The sequence below is a fragment of the Xanthocytophaga agilis genome (assembly GCF_030068605.1).
GTDB classification, from domain to species: Bacteria; Bacteroidota; Bacteroidia; order Cytophagales; family 172606-1; genus Xanthocytophaga; species Xanthocytophaga agilis.
In genome coordinates, this window is sequence record NZ_JASJOU010000018.1 from 178485 (window position 1) to 201234 (window position 22750).

The 22750-nt window shown below is 39.3% G+C and carries 17 protein-coding genes; 12 read left to right on the top strand and 5 right to left on the bottom strand.

Annotation, left to right across the window (positions count from 1 at the left end):
- Positions 1-407: 407 nt before the first annotated feature.
- Together QNI22_RS34620 and QNI22_RS34625 are read left to right on the top strand one after the other, a co-directional pair.
- Complete coding sequence (locus tag QNI22_RS34620; protein WP_314518414.1) at positions 408-3272, top strand: PAS domain-containing protein; 2865 nt, start codon at positions 408-410, stop codon at positions 3270-3272.
- 195 nt (positions 3273-3467) lie between these two features.
- Positions 3468-3965 carry a YciE/YciF ferroxidase family protein gene (locus QNI22_RS34625; protein WP_314518416.1) on the top strand — a complete coding sequence of 166 codons (498 nt, stop codon included), beginning with the start codon at positions 3468-3470 and terminating at the stop codon, positions 3963-3965.
- 118 nt (positions 3966-4083) lie between these two features.
- Here QNI22_RS34625 and QNI22_RS34630 read toward each other — a convergent pair whose 3' ends face one another.
- On the bottom strand, positions 4084-4656 hold the full coding sequence (locus tag QNI22_RS34630; RefSeq protein ID WP_314518418.1) for a Crp/Fnr family transcriptional regulator: 573 nt from the start codon (positions 4654-4656) through the stop codon (positions 4084-4086).
- Between the two features lie 4 nt (positions 4657-4660).
- Positions 4661-5689, bottom strand: a complete 1029-nt coding sequence (locus tag QNI22_RS34635) for an SDR family oxidoreductase (protein WP_314518420.1) — start codon at positions 5687-5689, stop codon at positions 4661-4663.
- A 694-nt stretch (positions 5690-6383) separates the two neighbouring features.
- Here QNI22_RS34635 and QNI22_RS34640 point away from each other — a divergent pair.
- From QNI22_RS34640 to QNI22_RS34650, 3 genes are all read left to right on the top strand, one after another.
- Entirely contained in the window at positions 6384-7691 is a 1308-nt protein-coding gene (locus tag QNI22_RS34640) for a hypothetical protein (protein WP_314518422.1), read from the top strand.
- A gap of 520 nt (positions 7692-8211) precedes the next feature.
- Entirely contained in the window at positions 8212-9369 is a 1158-nt protein-coding gene (locus QNI22_RS34645; protein WP_314518424.1) for a zinc-dependent alcohol dehydrogenase, read from the top strand.
- Between the two features lie 24 nt (positions 9370-9393).
- Entirely contained in the window at positions 9394-9903 is a 510-nt protein-coding gene (locus tag QNI22_RS34650) for a hypothetical protein (protein ID WP_314518426.1), read from the top strand.
- 38 nt (positions 9904-9941) lie between these two features.
- Here the strand turns inward: QNI22_RS34650 and QNI22_RS34655 are convergent, their stop codons facing one another.
- Positions 9942-10310 (bottom strand): hypothetical protein, encoded by a 369-nt coding sequence (locus QNI22_RS34655; protein ID WP_314518427.1) that lies wholly within the window; start codon positions 10308-10310, stop codon positions 9942-9944.
- A gap of 156 nt (positions 10311-10466) precedes the next feature.
- Here QNI22_RS34655 and QNI22_RS34660 point away from each other — a divergent pair, with 156 nt between their 5' ends.
- Complete coding sequence (locus tag QNI22_RS34660; protein ID WP_314518428.1) at positions 10467-10607, top strand: hypothetical protein; 141 nt, start codon at positions 10467-10469, stop codon at positions 10605-10607.
- Between the two features lie 191 nt (positions 10608-10798).
- On the opposite strand, the gene QNI22_RS34665 is transcribed toward QNI22_RS34660, so the two are convergent.
- Positions 10799-11809, bottom strand: coding sequence for a chemotaxis protein CheB (locus QNI22_RS34665; RefSeq protein WP_314518430.1), 1011 nt, complete (start codon positions 11807-11809; stop codon positions 10799-10801).
- A gap of 421 nt (positions 11810-12230) precedes the next feature.
- Between QNI22_RS34665 and QNI22_RS34670 the strand changes: the two genes are divergently transcribed.
- The 4 genes from QNI22_RS34670 to QNI22_RS34685 all read left to right on the top strand — a co-directional run bounded on the left by QNI22_RS34670 (position 12231) and on the right by QNI22_RS34685 (position 17848).
- Positions 12231-15215 carry a CheR family methyltransferase gene (locus tag QNI22_RS34670; RefSeq protein WP_314518431.1) on the top strand — a complete coding sequence of 995 codons (2985 nt, stop codon included), beginning with the start codon at positions 12231-12233 and terminating at the stop codon, positions 15213-15215.
- A gap of 94 nt (positions 15216-15309) precedes the next feature.
- Entirely contained in the window at positions 15310-16569 is a 1260-nt protein-coding gene (locus QNI22_RS34675; protein ID WP_314518432.1) for a PAS domain-containing sensor histidine kinase, read from the top strand.
- A 547-nt stretch (positions 16570-17116) separates the two neighbouring features.
- Positions 17117-17488 carry a hypothetical protein gene (locus tag QNI22_RS34680; RefSeq protein ID WP_314518433.1) on the top strand — a complete coding sequence of 124 codons (372 nt, stop codon included), beginning with the start codon at positions 17117-17119 and terminating at the stop codon, positions 17486-17488.
- 117 nt (positions 17489-17605) lie between these two features.
- A complete protein-coding gene (locus QNI22_RS34685) occupies positions 17606-17848 on the top strand; it encodes a hypothetical protein (protein ID WP_314518434.1) in 243 nt (80 codons plus the stop codon).
- 84 nt (positions 17849-17932) lie between these two features.
- Here QNI22_RS34685 and QNI22_RS34690 read toward each other — a convergent pair whose 3' ends face one another.
- Positions 17933-19516 (bottom strand): sensor histidine kinase, encoded by a 1584-nt coding sequence (locus QNI22_RS34690; protein ID WP_314518437.1) that lies wholly within the window; start codon positions 19514-19516, stop codon positions 17933-17935.
- 429 nt (positions 19517-19945) lie between these two features.
- On the opposite strand from QNI22_RS34690, the gene QNI22_RS34695 reads away from it, so the two are divergent.
- Positions 19946-20386 carry a response regulator gene (locus QNI22_RS34695; RefSeq protein ID WP_314518439.1) on the top strand — a complete coding sequence of 147 codons (441 nt, stop codon included), beginning with the start codon at positions 19946-19948 and terminating at the stop codon, positions 20384-20386.
- 299 nt (positions 20387-20685) lie between these two features.
- Positions 20686-22686, top strand: a complete 2001-nt coding sequence (locus QNI22_RS34700) for a PAS domain-containing sensor histidine kinase (RefSeq protein ID WP_314518441.1) — start codon at positions 20686-20688, stop codon at positions 22684-22686.
- Positions 22687-22750 lie beyond the last annotated feature (64 nt).

The following is a 22750-nucleotide window of genomic DNA, read 5'->3' on the forward strand; positions in this document are numbered from 1 at the left end:
CAACTGTTGATTGGAGTAAACTATTCTATATATACAAAGCATTCTGTGTTCAATGTCGCATTGTACTTTTATCTGGTTTCTGATAAAGTAAATAGAGTTCTATCCTGAGAATCAATGTACTGCAAAGTTGAAGATTAGTATAAATCTATAAAAGAGGATAAATACGCATTTATCAAAACAGGTATTTATCACATATGCAAATAATAGCGATATAAGTTTTCTGTTTTTGGCACAATTTTGTGAAAATATATGCTTACATTGTGTATAACCAATAGCTATATTCTATAAAGAGTAGTATACTACCTATATATTCTATACAATCCTGCGTATCTCAATTTACATTTCATAGTGCTGAAGTTTTCAATAGTGTTGAAATTTGTGTAGAACCTCCTTCCCTTCTCTTGTCTATGCGAGCAGACGCGATTTCTTCTGATAACGACTCAGACTTACCCCGTTTAAAACAAGCGGAACAGATACTTAATAAAATTCCCGTTGCCTGTTATGAGCTTGACCATAACAGCTGTTTTGCTTATATAAATCGCCACGCAGAGGTCCTCTTTGCCCGTTCAAAGGATACACTGATAGGTAAAAGTATATGGAAGGAGTTTCCTGAAACTAGGCAAGCTCAGTGTTATACTGCTATCACTAGAGCTATTCAGCAGCAGGAACCCTCTACCTTTGAATATGTTTCATCTATTACCAATAGCTGGATACGTTTGTCTGCCATACCCAATCAATCGGGAGTAATTGTTCTTGCCACAGAAATTGAAGAAACCAAACTCATACAATTACAACTCAAAGAAGAACAACGCCGCCTTAAGTCTGCTCAGCAAATCGGACAGATGGGGTATTTTGAGCGATATCTGGTTAGGGAAGAATTATATTGGAGTGATGAACTTTATCGCATTCATGGTCTGGAGCCACAGAGCGAAATCATTACACTGGATAGAGTAATTGCTTTTATACATCCTGATGATCAGGAGATGTTTTATGAAACAGTAAAAGACGCTCTACTTCATAAGAATCCCTTCGAAATCACAAATCGTATTATTCGGGCAGATGGACAGATACGGATTGTAAGCCGACGAATGGAGTTTCTGATAGATTCACAGGGATCGGTTAATCGTATGTATGGCATAGTACAGGATATTACAGAACAACAAAAACTAAAAGAGAGACAGAAAGCTAGTGATGCTCTCATGAAACAAGCCGAGCAGGCTGCAGGATTGGGAAGTTACGAAGGAGAGCTGACCACAATGACTTTTCACTTTTCAGATGGGATGTTCCGGTTGCTTGGCTATGAGCCATATGCGTTTGTTCCTACATTAGACTTTATTGACTCTCTCTCTGATCCGGAAGATGCGATTGAAGTCCGACAAATTATTGACAAGGCTGTAGAAACCAAACAACCTTATCAGTATCTGCGGCGGGTATACTGGCCTAACGGAGAGATGCATTATATTTTCAGTCGGGGTAAGGTGATTTGTGATGACAAGGGCAACCCTATAAAGATTCTGGGAATGGCCCAGGATGTGACTGAACAAAAGAAAGCCCAGGCTGAGATTGATGAACAGGCTAACTTTATCCGGCAGATAACAGAAGCCATACCGGGTACGATTAGTATTTATGATCTGGAACAAGAACAAATTGTATACATAAACCGGAAACAATATACTCGTTTTGGCTATTCCGATCAGGAATTGAATGAAATGACCAACTGGCGCTGGATTGCTAAGATTGTTTATCCGGAAGATCGGCGTTTGCTCTGGCAATTGCTTGAGGAGATGCCGGCCACACTTACAGATGTGGTCCGGAGGGTAGATTACAGGGTCCAGCACAAAGATGGAACTATTGAGTGGCGCAGAATCCGGGCTAAGGTATTCAAACGAAGTGAATCGGGTGCTCCCTTGCAATATATTAACTTGATACAGAACATCACTGAAGAGAAGCAATCCGAAAGCCAGATTACAGAAAGCCAGGAATTACTAGAGTCTATATTTGATGTTTCCTTATCAGGTATTTCTGTTTTTAAAACAATACGAAATGAATTGGGAGAGATTATTGACTTTGAATGGAGTTATGCGAATAAAAAAGCGAAAGAATACGCAGGACACAGAGAACTAACAGGTAAACGGTATGTAGAGGAATATCCTGGGATTAAAGAAGCGGGTATCTTTGATAGATATATCAAGGTTATAGAACAAGATATCTCCGATGATTTTGAAGTATATTATACTTATCAGGGTTACGAGTGTTGGTTCAGGTTGGTAGCTGTAAAACTGGGTGATGGACTTGTAACTAGTTCGGAAAACATTACAGAACGCAAAAAAGCGGAGCTGGAGCTAATCCAAGTCCGCGAGGCCCAGACTCAACAGATACAGGATAAATACTATTCCCTTTTTAACTCCATTAGTGATGGTTTCTGTATCATTGAAATGATCTGGAACGAGGCCGACGAGCCTGTCGACTATCGTTTTCTGGAAGTGAATCCAGCCTTCGAGAATCATACGGGAATCAAAGATCCGATAGGCAAAACCATGAAAGAACTTGTGCCAGATCACGAGCACTATTGGTTTCAAATTTATGGAGAAGTTGCCAGAACCCGAAAGCCTGTCCAGTTTGAACAGCAGGCTCAGGCACTTATTGGTGGTTGGTATGAAGTAAATGCCTTTGCTATAGATGGAAGTGATAAAGTAGCTGTGCTGTTTCGGAATATCACTCCACGCAAACAAACAGAACAGTTATTGCACAAGAGCCAAGAGAAACAATCCTTCTTACTCCGGCTCACGGACCTGTTACGTACGCTACATGATCCAAAGGAAATATCCTATCAGGCAGCTCGTCTGGTAGGAGAATATCTGGGAGCCAATCGGGTAGGCTATGCTGAGGACCGTGGTGATAATGCTACGTCTGCTATTACATGTAATTACATCCGGGGTGTATCAAGCATTGAGGGGGTCTACCAATACAATGATTACGGAACAGAGTTACTAAAAGCTTTTCACGAAGGTCGTATTGTAGTGCGAAATGATATAGCCAATGACCCATATCTGACAGAATCTGAAAAAAGGGCCTACCAGATGGCACAAGTGGGCGCAACTATGGGTATCCCTCTGTTAAAAGAACAACGTTTTACTGCTGTATTCTTTGTTCATTATCAACAGGCACATTCCTTCTCTCCGGAAGAAGTCTCTCTGTTAGAGGAAGCAGCAAATCGTATATGGGCTGCTATAGAAATGGCCAAGGCAGAAGAAGCAATTCATAGAAAGTAGATAGAAGGTTTCATACCTTGAATAGTTATCTCAAAGGTAAATAAGAATTGGTATTTGTTCTTATGTTGTAACTATCACCGAACAAAGAGAAGCTGGCACAAGCCTGTAAGTAGATGAAAAGCAGGTATCATTTTTTATAACTATAGGTTATCCATTTACAAATAATTTTTCGGATAATTTAAAACACCTTTAGTTATGACTAAGTTAAAAAGTTTAGAAGACCTGTTTGAACATGAAGTAAAAGACCTGTACAGTGCTGAAAAACAACTTCTGGAAGCACTTCCTAAAATGGCAGAAACAGCCTCTGATTCACGTTTGAAAAAGGTATTCGAAAATCACCTGAAAGAAACACAGATACAAAAAGAGCGACTGGAAAAAGTATTCGAAATCTGTGGTCTGTCTGCCGGACGTAAAAAATGTGAAGCCATGGAAGGACTGATCGAAGAAGGTCAGAGCATGATTGACGAAAAAGCAACTGCTGAAGTAAAAGATGCAGGTTTGATTGCTTCTGCTCAGCGCATCGAACACTACGAAATTTCAGGCTATGGTACAGCCCGCCACTTTGCTGAAAGATTAGGAAAAACTGAAGCCGTTAAACTGCTGGAAGAAACCTTGAAAGAAGAACAGAAAGCAGATACTCTACTCAATGATCTGGCGAAAAGCTATATCAATGAGAAAGCAATGAGTCAATAAGTAATGGCTAATGCTACAAATCTTATCCTAATAAGGTGAGGTGGCTTCGCTGCAAGAAAGAAAGTCTATTTATGATCGACTTTCTTTCTTGCAGCGATTATTTTTCACCAATCTTAAACTAAAATGCTATAGTTTTTCGTATCCTGCTCAATGACTGAGGAGTTATGTTAAGATAGGAGGCAATGTACTGCTGTGGAACGTATAGAGCCAGATCAGGGTATCTTCTTATAAATTCTCTATATTTGTCAGTAGCAGTCCCAAAGTTTAGGAAATCAGTGTCTTTTAACTTAGTAAGTAACAGCGCCTCAGATAGGACTTTAGTAAGTATAAATAGCTGCGGAATGGTTTCTGTTAACTTTTCCCAGTCCTTGTGGCGTATACAATTTATCCGGCTTTTGACTACTGCCTGTAACGGATAGGTGCTTGGCTTACGGCTATAGTAGCTTTCCAGGTCAACGATAAATTGATTTTCTCTGAAAAAATACCTTGTCACTTCTTCACCACCCTCGCTGAGTAAATAAGTCCTTACAACTCCACTGCAGATAAAACCTATTTCATTGCATACATTTCCAATAGTTAGAAAATACTCACCAGATTCTAACTCCCTTTCTTCAAAATAAGAAAGTATAGTCGCGATATCACTATTCGTAAGAATACCTCCAAAGCTAAGTACAGCTTTTAATTTTTCCATCTGCCTACTTAACAAGACCTAGTTGAAAAACACTTTCAGCACAAGATAGGACAGATTCTTCAGGTTTGACAGGCTTCCATCCTAAATCTTTGATAGCCTTTGAATTATCCATTTTCCGTTCAGTATCCAGATCAAGCATAACTGGTTTTATAGTGGCATCAAAAAGTGAAAGCATACGCACCAAAAAATTGGGTAGTTTTCGGGAAGGCAATTTCTTTGCCGGATAAGCCTTTTGCAACACTTTATTTATTTCGCTGTAGGTAAGATAACCGGCAGAACCAATATAACGCTGATTAGCAGCTTGTGGTTTTTCCATAGCCAGAATTAATAGAGCAGCAATGGATCGTACATCTACTACCTCCCAACCAATTTGAGGTATGGCAGGCAAGCTACCATCCAATGCCTTAACAACTACATTAATGGAGGCACTAAAATCTTCTGCAAGCAATGGGCCAAGAATAAGGCCCGGACATACCACTGTCAACTCCAAACCTGATTTTTCATGTTGCATAAAGTCCCAGGCTGCTTTTTCAGCTATAGTCTTACTTTTAAAATACGGTGTCAGATCATCTTTCCGGTTCAAATCAGTCCAGTTAGTCTCATCAAATCTTCCTTTCCGTCGTTCTATAGGCTGACCGTATGTAATAGCAGCAGATGAGCTTGTTATCACTACCCTCTTCACATTGTTGCTAACAGCAGCTGATAATATGTGTATGTTTCCCAGCTTTGCGGGTACAATTAATTCGTTTTCATCTTTGGGCATTACTTTCGGAAAGGGAGAAGCGATATGTTGCACATAATCAACATCTGCCATTATCTGTCTCCATATATTTGGATCTTGGATATCCGCTTCTACAAAACGCAGATTGTCGGTTCTGGTATGTTTTGAAATGGCCCGCTTGATAGCCTCTGCCTTTTTCATATCTCTCAATGTACCAAGTACCTGATATCCTTTTTCAAGGAGTTGAATAGCGGTATGTGACCCCACAAAACCTGTGATTCCTGTCAGTAAAACTTTGCTGTTAGTTGTCATGCTATAGAGTATTTGTTTCAAGAGCAAATATGTCAATAGCAATCCAAGCATGAATTAACAAATGGTAAGAAATACAACCATTTGCAATTTAGATTACCTGAGACTTTTAAGGCATTCCATATCGTATTGGTTTTAGAAATGCTAAGCGAAACGGATTTAACAAATCTGTTTCAAACATGACTATCGAAGACTGAGCAATTGGGCAACTATTCAGCAAGGCAAGCGAACAGAAACCGAATCACTTTACAAAATGACTGGAAGTATGTTTACTTTTGAGAGTGATCGGTACTCCGGTCAAATAATCCTATGTCTAGGAATAGACGAGGTTTTCAGAATACGTTGCTGTAATTTTACAGCTTTGAGTGTAAGTATAGGCTTATACCAATGGCTGTCTATTTTGTAGTCCGTTCTTCTACAATTCCACAAAAATTTCCTCACTCTACACAATTTCATATATTCTACTCCTATCAGTATAAATACCTGTTTTTAAAATTGAGTATTTAACGTAATCGAAAACTAATGGACAGAAAGAATATGCTTTGAGAATTAGTTTTTATCTGTTTGTGATATTTCAACTTGCCCGAGTTTTTTTTGGAAACAGGTCCATTGAAAGACTTAACCTGCCTATAACATATATAGCTGATTATTATTTCCATCTTGCCCAGATACTGTATCATTTTTTACTATTTCTGCTATGCATGTATACGATTTTATCACCGATGAATTTCATTATCAACTCAAACAAAAAGCCCGAAAAGGAAATGATCGGTTTGAGCATGTTATAAAAGAATACAAGACACAATTTTTTCAACATTTGCGACAATGTAAACCTGACTCTCCTACTCGTTATCTGCCCAGCTCTCTGCGGAAAAACAAATCTGTGAATGAGTGGCTTACACTGGTGTGTGAAACTATTCAGAAAGAAGAATCAGTGGCAAAACAGATTTTTGAGGAAGTAATTGACGGTTATTTTCTATTTCTACGCGGAAAACATTTTCTATCGACTCTCAAATATCAGGACCTTTTGGAACGATACAATTTGTTGTTTGAAGAAGATATACTGAATCTAAGTCTGTTTTTCCGAGGTACTGACCTAAAAGGTCCAGGTAACAAAAAATTTTATCATATACCCTACAACACACGGCATAAAGTAAAGAACCAGCGTTTTAGCTTTTCCGGAATTCCTTTCTTGTATCTGGGAGCCAGTATTGCCGACATCTATTTTGAGTTTAATCAGGCAGATCTACACACACATGAACCCTATGTAGCAGCCTTTGCTTTCCATCCTATGGATTTGAATCAAATCCATTCCAGACAACCCAAGCTATTTAACATTACTAACTTACTTTTTAACGGAGTCAATGAGCAGATTGCCTTTCTTACAGATTCAAACCCCAAACCACCTATGAAACAAAAAAAGACGTTGATTACAGATCTGACAGGTTGCTTTCGCAAATTAATCTTATCTCATGTATGTACCTTTCCCAGAAGGGAGAATGGTAGTGCCTTCTGTGAAGAATATGTCATTCCCCAGTTATTTACAGAAGCGTTGCGTATGCACCAATACGATGGAATTATATTCTCGTCTACCAGCTTTTCCGAACAAAAGATAACGTATTCTATGCCTTTTCCCAACTTACGTTTTAAGGACAATCTGGTATGGTTTACTACCTACAAGGAAGATTCCCTTTATGATGAAAACCTTCTTGATATGTTTGAGATCACCGTAAAAGATATGAAAGGTTTTGGTCTGTCCGATAAGGCGGTTTTGGAGGAAAAAATATGCCATCAGATCCAGGATATTGAACAACAACTATCGGATAGACCCGACACTATCAGATGTTCGTATCTGAGAAGATCCCTTGCCGACATATCTCAACGCTTGGGACTCTATAAAGATATGAAAATTAATGGTCAGCTTTATTTGAATACCTATGCTGGCAAGCTCGAACTCATTTACACACAAAATTATCTGGCATTTTTGGAAAATCAACTCTTATAAAACAACAATTCTATCTATATGAATTGCCGCTCTTTCGCTACATTCTCTTCTTTTATACCAAATTTTATACACCACAACCTTCTTCTGTAGATAAACCTCCCATCTGTTCCCCATCTTTATACATCCCAGGTCTGGAATTAATACGTAACTTACTGATAGAAATACGTGTTTTTAAAATTGAGTATTTAGCACATATCATCCCTACATAGAAAACTTGGGAGTATAGACTCCCTTTCGTCTATAACGAGAGCCCATATGACCTAGCTCATCCTATACAGGCTTTATCTACCTGTAGAAGTAATTATTTAACCTAACTAAAATAGAATACAAGCTATTTTCCGATTTGTTAAAGCCTTTCTAATTGAGGCAAAAGAGAATTTCTCAAAAAATAATCTAAGAAAGGTACATTTTTTATCGCCTTTATGCGACAGTTAAAGCAGCCTAAAAGCTTATAACCAATTCGTTTACAGGCTGTGATACTATAGTTTACTCAATTATACACCTCAACTAGTCACTTCCTATGATTGCTATGAATTTTCGGGGCCCTTTTCGGGTCCGTGCTGACCGCAACAAACCTGATCCCGTCATTGAGCATCCTGAAGATGCAATCGTTCGGGTTACCCGGTCGTGTATATGCGGTTCTGATCTGCATTTATACCATGGTCTTGTGCCGGATACCCGCGTAGGGACAACCTTTGGCCATGAATTTACAGGAGAAGTCGTCGAAGTCGGTTCCTCCGTCAAAAACCTGAAGGTCGGAGATCATGTACTGGTACCCTTTAATATTGCCTGTGGCGTATGTCCATTCTGTAAACAGGAATTATATGGGAACTGCCATGAGTCCAATCCGGAAGCTACTGCAGTAGGTGGTATTTTTGGGTATTCGCATACAGCTGGTGGCTTTGATGGCGGGCAGGCAGAATATGTACGTGTTCCATTTGCAGATGTAGGTCCAATGGTAATTCCTCCGGATCTGGACCTGGATGATGCCGTCCTGCTCACAGATGTAGTTCCAACTGGTTATCAGGCCGCAGAAATGGGAGGCATTAAGGAGGGAGATACAGTGGTAGTCTTTGGAGCCGGACCTGTCGGTATTATGGCAGCAAAATGTGCCTGGCTTTTTGGAGCAGGTCGGGTGATTATCATTGACCAGCTGGATTATCGGTTGGAATTTGCCCAAAGATTTGCTCAATGCGAAGCCTATAACTTCCGTTCATTATCTGACCCAGTACTGTTTTTGAAAAAGACAACGGATTATTTTGGTGCAGATGTATGTATTGATGCCGTAGGTTGTGAAGCAGCAGGTAGTACACTCCAAACCATCACAGGTAGAAAAACATTGCTCCAGGCAGGTTCTGCTACAGCTCTGCACTGGGCCATTAATTCTGTCAAAAAAGGTGGTATTGTGTCCATTGTGGGTGTATATGGTCCTACAGGTAATCTGATTCCGATTGGCAATGTGGTTAACAAAGGTATTACCATCCGGGCCAATCAGGCCTCTGTGAAACGGCTGTTACCAAAACTGATCGAACACATACGTGCCGGACGACTCAATCCCAAAGAAATCATCACCCATCGTGTACCGTTGGAAGAAGTATCAGATGCGTATCATATTTTTTCCCGAAAGCTTGATAACTGTATCAAGACAATACTTATACCTCCTTCTGCAAGAGCCTAACACTAACCATAAATCTGAGCTATCATGAAAAAAAAGCCTGAAGATTATTCCCATATCAAGGGATGGGGAATAGATGCTGATCCGGAAAATGAACCAACCTATCCAATTAAGAAGTATACCGGTGATGACCACAAACGTCTTTCGTATGCCAAACCGCCACAGCAGCCAAGCAAAGTGGAGATACTACATTCTAATGAACGTCCTGGTCTGACTTCTGTTTTTGGTACATCGTCTCCTCCATCAGGTTTGAGTGGCCTTATTCGCCGGCATGCCTTTACATATAGTGAAGGTAACTGGGGTCACTGGCTATCACTGATACTGGCAGATCGTATCAATGTGTGGGAAGGTATTGCCTCGGATCTGATGCATGGTTATATTCCAAATATATTTGCAGAACGTGGATGGAATGCTGAACTCAAATACAATCGAAAGGGTGCTATTCAAAAGGTTGTTACAGGAGTATTGGTTGCAACGGTTGCAGCCGGCTTACTATATAGGCTAACAAGAAAGAAGAAAAAGACTCACTGGCTGTAACTTGGTCCAAATATATACTTTCTCCCAGAGAAAGGACGTTACCTACTTTTGCTAGTCTGGGTACTCAGATATATCCAGGCCAGCAAAAAAAGAATCTCTATTGTACCATCCAACATGTAAATATTGGAGATTACATCTGAGAGAGAATAATAAAAATCCACAGAGATAAATGCCAGGGCTGTTAATGCCCCAAGCAGAAACGCAGGCCTGGCATCTGTGTGAACAAACAAAAAGCTTCCCAGAGTTAACGAAACTGGTATAAGCAGAGCACCTACTGTTTTTACAAGCCAGATATCTTTTTTATATCCAGTTATCATCATAAAACTTTCTATATCTATCAATGGCCAAAGGGCTGTTACTAAAATATAAACACTCTGGATTTTTATCAACCATCTGAATAATTTCATTTCCTATTATATGTAAGTGCTTTTAGATTTATAAAGCAGGACATTGTATAACCTGTTTATCTGTTCATTAGAAATAGATAAAAAAGCCTCTCTGAATCAGAGAGGCTTTTTCGTAAACCCATTTATGCTGATATATACATAAACCTTATGTCCTTCATGAAATATTTGTATATCTGGCCATTTATCTCTCCATCTGCTCATTTTACAGTTCTGTATAGCAGATTAGAAGCCAGTGCTATTTCCTTATCTGTTCTTAGTAAGGGCTCTACAAAGTTCACCATTGGGATTTATGTATAAAAGAGGATAAATACGCAATTACCAAAACAGGTATTTAACGCAAAAACGAAATAAATATCATCTACTGTCTTCCTCAAAGGTGTTTCCCACTCCTGATGTAAAGTCTTTCGGATCTCAGCTCGAACAGTTCTTCTCTATTGAGCCAAGGTCTTTTCCTGAAAAGAAAAAGGATGGGGCACACTAAAAAACAACTATTCTTCTGTTTGTTTCCGCAATACTTCATGTGTACTTATATCCTGCATTATTACCCGTTTGATACGACTTACATACTCATCTACTTCCTCAATCTTTTCTTCGTATACAGCTTGTACAGCGGTACTTATCTCCATCTGATTGACCATGGAAATAAGCATATTTTTCCGTTCCTCCAGAATTCGCATCGCCATCCATAAAGTTTCTTCCAGTTGTCTGTCTTTGTCTTCCAGAAGGGTTTGAGCAGTGTAGGCATGACCTGCATGGCAACGATAGCGAACCACATTGCCATGTTTCATCTGCCACAAGGGTCCTCCACAATCCGGGCAGATAAACACAGAACGTTCGCCAAGTTCTTCTACATTTTCAGAAGAAGTTGTTATCCGTTCTGCAATAGCAGCCTCAACCTTGATATCATCCGGAATCGGATGTTTTTCTACCTGCCGATACACAAGTTCATTGATTAGAATGCCGATCTCAGCTGCAGGAACATTATAGTTTACATCCATATGTAATAAGACATTTCCAGGCATATCCCGATAAGGAGCTTCAGAAGGGTCCTGAACAATTGTGATTCCTTTGCTACGTCTTATAGCATCCATTCCCACAATCCCATCATACAACATTCCGGTTAGAATGACTCCTATCGCTCTGGAACCATGATAGGCAGCTGCAGAACGAAACAGTGTATCAATGGATGGCCGAAATCCGTTTTCACGTGGTCCTTTGGTCAGACGAATGTGAATGTCCGTTAATAACAGATGGCAATCTGCTGGTGCAAGGTAGATAGTACCATATGTTATAGATTCATTTGCTTCAGCAACCTTGCATGGGAGTACGGTATGCTTTTGAAGTGTAGCAACAATACTTTCTGCAGAAGAAGCGGCAGATAAATGCAGCACAATAAAGACTGCTGCAGGTAGGTCTTTTTCTAATGGTGTAATTAGGGTAATGAGGGTTTCCAGACCTCCTGCTGATGTACCAATAACAACAATATCATGTCTGTTCATAATGTAGTACTAATCAGTAGTGAAAAAAAATAGTGAAAAAACGAAGTGTCTGTTATTTCATAAATGTATACTTTACATAAGAAGTACAACCGGCTCTAATAGTAGGATTTTTTGCTACAATTGTTTCTGTTTCTAGGCAATATTTGTTAACTCTGCACGAATTTACTGTCGTTTTTTCATAAAATACCTGTTATAGTCAAAGTAAGGCTCTGAAAAACAGTATAATTTCTAAAAATGAAATACTGTCTGAATACATCACTTCTATTCATAGGAATCGCTATGTGGTATACTTTGTATTTTTACCTTATCAGGATAGTATCTCTTTCAAAGTAATTAACATATAGCTAAAAAATAATGCCTTGTTGTCAGTTTAATCTGTCAGATAACTTCCCTATTATATACACAACAGTTTTTTATATTGATGAAAGAGAATGTTAAGACGCAAACCCAGAAAGAAAATACTGATACAACAGGTTCCGACACTAAAGAACTACCAGAGGATACATCTCTAACTTCATTAACTAAAAACAGGCGGTTTACTATTGTAGGTATGGGTGGTTCGGCAGGCTCGCTAGAAGCTATCGAAGAGTTTCTTCAAAGTGTTCCTTCTGACAGTGGGATTGCCTTTGTGCTTGTCAAACATCTTGACCCTACTCACGAAAGTGTGTTGCCAGATCTGCTTCAACGTTGTACCCTAATGCCTGTAAGCACTATTGAAGATGGCATGGAAGTACACCCCAACCATGTATATGTAATCCCTGAGAACAAAGATCTGGCGATAATGAATGGTCAGTTAGTGCTTCTTGAACCTTCCAAACCACGGGGTTTCCGCATGCCTATCGACAACTTTTTACAAAGTCTGGCCGAGGACTGGGGCGAAAAAGCTGCCTGTATCATTTTTTCAGGGATGGGTTCAGATGGCGAACTGGGAGCTCGTTTTATTAAAGAAAGCGTAGGACTCGTCATCGTGCAGGATCCGGCCACTGCCACTTATGATAGTATGCCCCGAAGTGCTATTCAAACAGGAACACCTGACTATATAGTTTCACCTGCAGAAATGGCAGGCAAACTCATCGATTATGTTAAATATCCTTCGAAAAAGCTAGAGAAAAAACACCAGAGTACAGATAAAAAAATGGCTGTTGCCCTGCAGAAGGTCTTTATATTGTTGCGTTCTCAGACTGGCCATGATTTTTCTTTGTACAAACGCAACACCATTATGCGCCGAATGGAACGTCGTATGCAAACCAATCAAATCTTTGATTTGGAAGAATACGTCCGTTTTTTACAGGAACACTCTACTGAAACCGAAAATCTTTTTAAAGAATTGCTCATCGGGGTAACAAAATTCTTTCGTGATGCACCTGGCTTTCTGGCACTGGAAGAACGCATTTTACCAGAGTTGCTTAAAAAGAAAGGGAAAAATGATACATTTCGGGTATGGATTGTAGGCTGCTCCACCGGGGAAGAGGCTTATTCCATAGCAATTCTAATACGTGAATGTATCAACAAACTCAAAATCAGGCCTAACTTTAAAGTACAGATCTATGCCACAGACCTGGATGCAGATGCCATTAAAAAAGCTCGAAGCGGATTGTATATGGCTAACATCAGCAATGACATGTCTGCCGACAGGCTCGACAGATGGTTTATAAAAAAAGATGATCAATACCAGATTGTTCAGGAAATTCGGGAAATGGTCATCTTTGCTGAACATAATCTCCTCAAGGATGCATCCTTTACAAAGCTTGATCTACTTTGCTGTCGCAATGTGCTAATCTATTTTACACAGGAATTGCAGAAAAAGTTATTGCCAATGTTTCATTATACGCTCAATCCGGGAGGCGTTTTATTTCTGGGCCCTTCGGAAACAATCAGTGGACATGAAGACCTGTTTGTCTCTGTTGACGTAAAATGGAAGCTATACAGACGACGGGATAATACTTCCTCTATCAATAAAATAGCAGAGTTCCCCAATACTACTATCCTACCCAAACTACCTATTACATTGCCTGCACAGAAGAAACAGCCTAGTCGGCAACCTAGCTTTCTGACTGATCTGACCCGTAAACTGCTGCTTGAAAAACATACGCCTCCGGCTGTATTGATTGATGAAAATGGCACTATCCTGTATGTCAATGGACGCACTGGCAAATACCTTGAATTATATCCGGGACAGATGGCTATGAATGTGTTTGACATGGCACGGGAAGGACTTGGTTTTGAATTACGTAATGCAGTGCTTCGTGCTTACACCCAGCAAGAACCTGTAGTTATCAATGAAGTGCGTGTAAAAACCAACGGCAGCTTTAGTTTGATTCGTTTAAAGGTAGATCCTATTGAACAACCTCTGGAAATGAAGGGACTGCTACTGGTTGTTTTTGAAGATCTGCCTCAGGTAAAAAGGACCCGGATAGTAAACAGAAATGGTTCTACTGATACAGAGAAAGACCGTCTTATAGCCGAACTGGAAAAAGAGCTCCGTTTTACCAAAGAACATTTGCAGCATACCATTGAAGAAATGGAAACTTCCGTAGAAGAGCTTAAGTCTACCAACGAAGAACTGCAATCTACTAATGAAGAACTACAGTCTACCAACGAAGAAGCCAATACAGCGAAAGAAGAAACACAGGCGTTGAACGAAGAGCTGCTTACTGTCAATATGGAATTTAGAGCCAAGACAGACGAGTTAACTGAGATAAACAACGACATGGCCAATCTGCTTAACAGCTCTGACATTGCTACTATCTTTCTCAACCAAAAGCTGGAAATCAAGCGGTTCACAAACCGAGCAACCAAAATAGTCAATCTGATACAATCAGACATTGGCCGTCCGGTAGCTCACATTAGTACTAACCTTAATTACAACCATATTACCCGTGATGCCAAAGAGGTGCTGGATCTATTGCAACCCAAGGAATTACAGGTTGAGGCAAAAAACGGACAGTGGTATGCTATGCGTATCAATCCATACCGCACGCTGGATAATTTCATCGGTGGCGTAGTTATTTCTTTTATTGATATTACGACACTAAAACAACTGGAAAGGGCAGCAATACGCCTGACTGAAAATATTGTACAAACTATTCGACACCCGATGGTAGTACTGAATAGCAGCTTCCGGATTGTCTCAGTGAATTATAGTTTTCTGCAGTTATTTTCCCTTTCCGAACCACAAGTTTCCGGAGAGGTGATATTTACTATAGGTGGTGGGTTCCTACGTATTCCTGCATTACGGGAATTGCTGGAAGAATTGCCCCGTCACGAAACGCAGTTTAACAATCAGGTGTTGAATCACACTTTCGATGGAGTAGGTACTAAAAATATTGTAATTAACAGTCATCGGATTGTACAACAGGAAACATCTGCGGAATTAATTGTAATTTCTATTGAAGAAGCGGTTTAATACTAAAGTAATCACAATAAACATTTTATCTTTAAGTTCTATACAAAATACTTTTGGCTCGCTTAAGCCATAATTATATGTGAGGAGATCCTGTATGAGAGAGTTAGATGAAGAGTCAAAATTTGCACAATTGCGTATGCTGGCAGAAAAAATGCTGCATGAACAAGACAACTCCATAACGAAACAACCTGACAATGATCATATCAAACAGTTGATACATGAATTGCATGTGCATCAGATAGAACTGGAAATTCAAAATGAAGAGTTAATGCGTTCACGAATGGAAGCTGAACAATCCCGAAATGAATATGCATTACTTTATGAATCGGCACCGATCGGATACTTTACATTGGATCAGTATGGCATCATTTTGAAAGCAAACCATATGGGGTCTCTCCTAAGTGGGCGTCGACTATCGTCTCTTATAAGAAAGCCCTTTCGGAGTCTGCTTACTTTTGATTCAGGTAAGACCTTTTATACTTTCATCCAACAGGTATTTGAAAACACAGAGAAACAATTCTGTGAAGTAGATTTGATACATAAAACAGGAAAAGTTTCAGAAGTACGGTTGGAGGGATGGCAGATCAAAGACACAAACGATTCAATACAATGCTTGTTGGGGGTGATAGATCTTACAGAACGAAAAAGCATGGAGCGAGAAACCATGCAGTTAAAACTCACCCAACAACAGGAAATCATGAATGCTATTCTCAATGCACAGGAGCAGGAAAGAATCCGTATTGGTGAATCCTTACATAACGGACTGGCTCAGGTGTTGTATGCTGCCAAACTGAATCTGCAGGTATTACATTCGTTGCTGGAAGAGTCACAACAAAAGGAAGTAGCCAAAGCCTTGCATACTGTTGACAACTTTCTGGTAGAAGGCATAGAACTTACCCGAAGTATCTCTCATGATCTGGTGCCTACTGTGATCAAAGACTTTGGTCTGGAGTATGCTCTGAATGCAGTATGTAGCAAAGTATCCTCCTCCGATCTGACTGTTACGCTTGATTACAGAGGTTTCAACCAACGACTGGAACAAAACCTGGAAATAGCTATCTTTCGAATTGTTCAGGAACTGATTAATAATATTCTCAAACATTCCAGAGCCCGTATGGCTCTGGTGAAAATCACCCGAAACGGGACTGATATCTTTATTCAGGTGAAAGACAATGGAATTGGGTTTGAAGTGGAGAGAGAAATGGCAATGGGAAAGGGTATCGGCTTATCCAGCATCCAAAATAGAGTTGCGTTACTGAATGGCACAATGAATGTGTATTCGCAGCCCAACCAAGGTGTCCAAATCACTATCCTTTTACCTGAAAAATCAGTTAAAAAAGTAACAACACCCTAAACTCCATTTTTAAGATTTTAATAACTATTATTTTTTATTTCCTGGTTCGATGCCATACATGTTTTCACATAAATGTGTTTATTTCAGGTTTTACTACATCTTTCATATTTTCCTATATTCTCTTTGCCCTTTCCGCTACTTTATTGTTCAGAATGTATTATGTAAAGCATTCTACCAGATAAATAGTGCACTCATTTAAAACTCCAACTCTCCCCTTCTTTTTGAAATTAGCCATAAAAGGGCCAAAAAACTTCATCTTTTAACAGAAATATTCAGGTTTTGTGAATACAGGCATAAAAGTATATTCATTTCAAATGTTTGTATAATACCATCTTCCCTCAATAAAGCCTTCTAAAGAAAAATAAAATTTATACTATTTTTAGCTGTTGAATTGACGCGTATTTCCTCAACCCTTCAAATCTTACAGAGACCTGTATCGAACCACTTACCCCAACCTTATAATCTGCAATATTATCATTATCTTGTAACTACAAACAAACCTTCTGAATAATTCTTCCCAAAAAATGGCTTTTATTCTTTCAAAAATATGTTTATCAGTTCTGACCCAGAAAGTGTTGAGGGCAATCTGGGGGCCAATGTATTTTATGAGCTTCTAACTCAGCACTGGCAGCCTGCATTCAGTCAGAAAAGCAACAAAATAAAACTGACCATCGAGTTATCGCTGGAAATAGATGCAATTATCCGTTTGCATATTTTCTCTTATGATATAGTTGTAAAAGAGTGGCAAAACAACAGCTCTATTGAATACCAGATTAAACTAGCAATTGGTAATTTATTATTTGATGCAGGGGCTATTCATCACCTGCCTTTTGATTATGAGAAAATGGATGAGCTTATTGATGCCTGTGTAGCCGCTGCAAAAATCTACTATCCCACCCAACCCGTAGAGAGTGAATAGTTACTCTCTAATAGTCTCAAACTGTATCATTAGTTACAGACCAATCCTCAGGCACGGGATTTTTGTCTTTGTTAGATAAAGACTTAACAATTTGTTAACATTATCTGATATAAGACAATGGCAAAGAAAAAAAAGAAGAAGAATAAAAATTCTTTATGGAAAAGTATCAAGCCCTTCGCAAAAAACAACAAAGCGCTTCTATCCATTTTGGGTGCTGTAGGTGTAGGAGCGGCTTTGGCTTCAGTAATTGGTACAGAGAAAGTAAATCAATGGATTGAGCAGGCCTCAGATGCGTTGAACAGACAAAATACACCATTAAGTAATGGTCATGTCTCCAAAGTAAAGCCTTCTATGGGATAAATACATCTGAATTTGCATTATACAGCTATTCTATTACTATCAAGTTCCTGGCTATTGTTATCAGGAACTTGATAGTAATAGTTATTATTGTCGTTCCAGATTGGGTAATCGGACCCGAAAACAGCTTCCCTGGTTTTCCGTTGATTCCAGCCCAATGGTTCCCTTTAGTTTATCTACTGCCTGAGCAGCCAGATACAATCCGAGACCAGCACCTTCAGATCGTTCAGAAGCCCGAAAAAACATATCAAAGACACGTGTTTGATATTGTGTGGCAATGCCTATACCATTATCACGTACTTCAATCAACGTTTCGAATGAGCTACTGGTAACTTTGATATCCACAATGGATAGTTCCCGGCTATAATCACGGTAACGGATTGCATTATCTATCAGATGTGACAAAATCAACTCTACCCGATCCGGGTCTGTAACAAAGTGGCCTGATATCTGAAAGTCAGTCCGTATAATGACCGTTTCATTAATAAGATGTGTTTTTTTAAAACCGGAAACAACATCTGTGATTTGTTGTTCCCAGTCAATTGTCTGTGTTTGTAGTTGCAAACGCCGGTTCAATGAATATTTCAGAATTTCAGCAATGACTTTATCCTGCTTTTTCAGCACTTTTTGTCCCAACTCCATATAAAGTTGAAGCTGGTCAGTATTCAATTGATTCTCTTCAGATTCCTGTCGAATTAACTCCAGCAAGCTCATTAATGAAGCAATAGGTGCCCGAAGATCATGGGAAGTCTGATACACAAACCGATCCAACTCGTGATTGAGATGTTTGAGCTGATGGTTTTGTTCATAACGTAGCTGACTGATCATTTTGAGTCGGTGCAGTGTACGAACAGTACCACGTGATAAGGCAAAAGCCATGAGTGCCACAAAAATAAAAAGCCCTAGTGGCAAAAAAGGCCCTGTGTGTAGAAGACCTAATTCTCTTGCCCAGTCATTCACAAAAGCAAGCAGAACTGCACTAAAGCCTAGCAGGTACTCCCGACTATCTGTTACCTTTTGTCTCCATGCTCCTACTAGTAATACCCAACTGTATAAGGTAACAACTAATGTAAATAAACTAAAGCCCTGAAAAATCCCATATAGTAATTCCAGTGGGCTAACTAATGCTAACACAGCTACAGGTGAACACACCAGACCAATAGTCAGGTAAAACCATCGGGGAAGTAAACGAGAAAAAGCTGAACGAATGTGTGATGCAAAAGCAAAAACAATTAGTGCAAAAAATAAATAATTGAGACGTACTACATTTTGTAGACTTATAGGAACAAATAAAAGAATAAATTCTTCGTTGTTAGTTATAATTTCTCCCACAGAAAGCAAACAAACAAAAGCAAAGTACAATGGCGGCTTATAATCCCTTCTGTACCAGAACAAACCCAAAAAGGCTGCCAACAACATACATGAAATTAAGCCAAATGTGACTGCAATGGTCTGAAAATATTGCTGATGTGTAGGAATTTCATAGGCACTGACATATCTGGAAACAATAGGGCTTTGATTCTGCACTTTCACAACAGGAATATGAGCTTGTATTGCCAAAGAATCTGTATACACAATAGAAACCTGTGCATACCCAGGCAAAAAACAAATCCACAATCCCAATAAAGCCACAAACAGTTTCCGGTTTGACCGGCCAGGAAGAAACATCATACTCTACTACTCTTTTGTGTATATTCATCTACGAGCAAATTGGTAAGCCTAACTGATGAGTTATTCTTTTAGTTTCTAAAAATAGCAGACCAATTCCTTCCCTGATCCGACGAGTACAATTGGAAAAATACCATAACATCTTTCCAAATAGCAGGAAAGACAGTTTTACTATTTAAAATCTTGATTATCCAACTCCCTAGTTGTCAAAGCCTGAGGTAGTATGTATTTTTATAAAAGAATAGAACATATGGATGGACTTTCATTGCTACATATTAACTTAAAGTATATTTTTAAAGATCGATAAAATTAGAAAGAGACAAAAAATAGTTTCACACATTGTAGAAATAAACTTAGGGATGTCTCACAGATTTTCATACTAGATTAGTAAGGTATGATTTTCTCAATGTATGCTTTCTACCCTTTCCCTGTATGTTATATACTCACATCAATCCCTCAGGTCCTATTCTTATCATTGAAGATGATGAAGATGATCAGCTTATTTTAAACAGAATTCTTAAAGAATTGAATCTTATAGATAAGGTCATCTATTTTTCCACCCCGATAGAGGCATTGGATTATCTGCAACAGGCAACTGTCCACCCTTTTATACTTATCTGTGACATTAATATGCCTATGATAAATGGTATTGAATTCAAGAAACAGATTGATCAGGATCCAGTGCTCAAAGCCAAGTGTACGCCTTTTATTTTCTGGTCCACCTCCATTAATGATACACTGGTACATCAGGCTTATACAGAAACAACTATTCAGGGATTTTTTCAGAAAAGCTGCACTTATAATGAACTTAAACAGCAACTTTACTATATCCTGGGATACTGGTACTATTGCCAGCATCCGGTTTTTGAGTAAAATCAGCGGATAACATAGTATTATTTGTCCATATTCTTTCCCAACTTTTCCCTTTCCTCTATACCCGTATAGTATTATGGAACTGGCCCTGATAATAAGTGTGGCCTGTCTTCCTGCTTTTTAGTAGAAGATCTATTCTTTATTTTTCAATTGCCTATTCTTACTAGAGAACTCACAATCAATCATATACTATCGTATTGAAAGGCATTATCTTTTATACTTAACTACTAAAGGCACTAAGCAATAACTTTATACAGGCTGAATTCAGCTGTATAACCTGGATATTATATTTTTATTCGATGAATGCATACCAGTTTTCTGAAGACAACCCTGCAGAACATAAACGACTACAATTCTCTTTACAAGCAGCAGGAATAGGCACTTGGGATATAGATTTGGTACAGAAACAAATCTTTCTGGATGACCAATGCAAAGAACTGTATGGATTCTCTCAGGAAGACAACATAGACTATGAAGGATTATGGCAACATATACATCCTCAGGATCAGTCACAGGTACGAGAGGCTTTTACCAAAGCAATGAACCCAGCTACAGGCGGGAAATACAGCATTGAATTTCGTATCACTGATTCTTCCAATAATCAATCACACTGGTTGCATTGTCAGGGACAAGCGTATTTTGCTAAGTCAAGAACAGAAGGGCAAATGATGGCTTATAGAGTTTCCGGAATAGCACAGGATATTACAGAACAGGTAACCACCCGGCAGATCCGGTGGGATAGTGAACAGTATTTTCGGAGTCTGGTACAGGATACACCTGTCGCAACCATGATATTTCGTGGAAGGTCGCTGGTTATTGAAACAATTAATAATCCGATGCTTCAGATTATCAGTAAGGATGTTTCAATTATAGGTAAACCCTTTCGAGAGGCTATGCCCGAACTGGAAGGCCAGGAATTCTTCGATCTGCTAGAGAAAGTATATCTTACCGGGAAGCCGGTATTCCGACATGAAACCCCTGCTATACTCCTCACAGAAGGAATTCCTACAACCAGATACTTTGATTTTATCTATAAACCTCTCTACGATCCTACAGGTGAGATCTATGGTATTATTAATGTGAGTGTAGAAGTAACCGATCAGATGCTTATCCGCCAGCAGATTGAAGAAAAAAAACAACTGGTTGAGCAAAGTGAAATCCTGTTCAGAAGCTTGGTCGAAAACACACCAGATGTAATTACACGTTGGGATCAGCAACGAAGGTTAATCTTCGCCAATAAAGCCTTTGAAACCAAAACAGGCGTTCCCAATAGTACATTATTAGGTAAAACCAACCTGGAAATGGGCCAGCCTACCAACATTGCAGAGCCCTATATGGAAAGCCTGCAGCGAGTGCTGGATAGTGGACAACCGACAGACCATTACAATCATTTTCCGTCAGTGAAAGGCAACATGCATTACTATTCACGTCTAGTCCCAGAGTTTGGACCTGATGGTTCGGTACAGGGAGTACTGGCAATTGCCAGAGATATTACCGATCTCAAAAAGATGGAGGCGATACTGGAAGAGCGAGTACAACAACGTACTCAGGAATTATTGATGGCCAATCAGGATCTCCAGCGTTCCAATGATAGCTTGCAACAATTTGCCTATGTTGCGTCACATGATTTACAGGAGCCTCTTCGTAAAATTCAGACATTCAGCTCTCTATTGCAACAGCAATATGCAGATCTATTGGAAGAAAGTGGTCTGGATCTGCTAGAACGTATGTCATCAGCAGGAGAGCGTATGTCTAAGTTGGTCAGTGATCTCTTAGCCTATTCTCAAGTGTCTACCCGTCAGCCTTCATTTGGGGTAGTCTCACTCCAGTCTGTTATGGACAATGTGTTAACCACACTGGAACAAAAAATTTCGGAAACAAAGGCGCAGATTGAGTTAGAAGAACTGCCAAAGCTGAAAGGAGACGAACTGCAGTTAACTCAGTTGTTTCAGAATCTATTGTCTAATGCGATAAAATATACTATTTCAAACCAGACTCCAGTAATCAGAGTTACCTCTCAACGTATTGAACGATCACAGCTAGACCCTCAGGTAAAGCCAACAGGTAATGCGCTGCACTTTTATCAGATATGTGTACATGACCAGGGTATCGGATTTGACAATCAATACAAGGATCTGATATTTCAGGTATTTCAACGACTACATGGAAAACAGGAGTTTGTAGGTACAGGCGTAGGATTGTCCATTTGCAAGCGTGTTGTTGAAAACCACGGAGGTACTATTACAGCCGACGGAATGCCGGGGCAAGGAGCTATCTTCTGTGTATATCTGCCAGCGTAAAGAATTCGAGTTGTATTTATAGCATATTTAAATCAGTATTTTGATTTACCAGTCTATCCCAAAA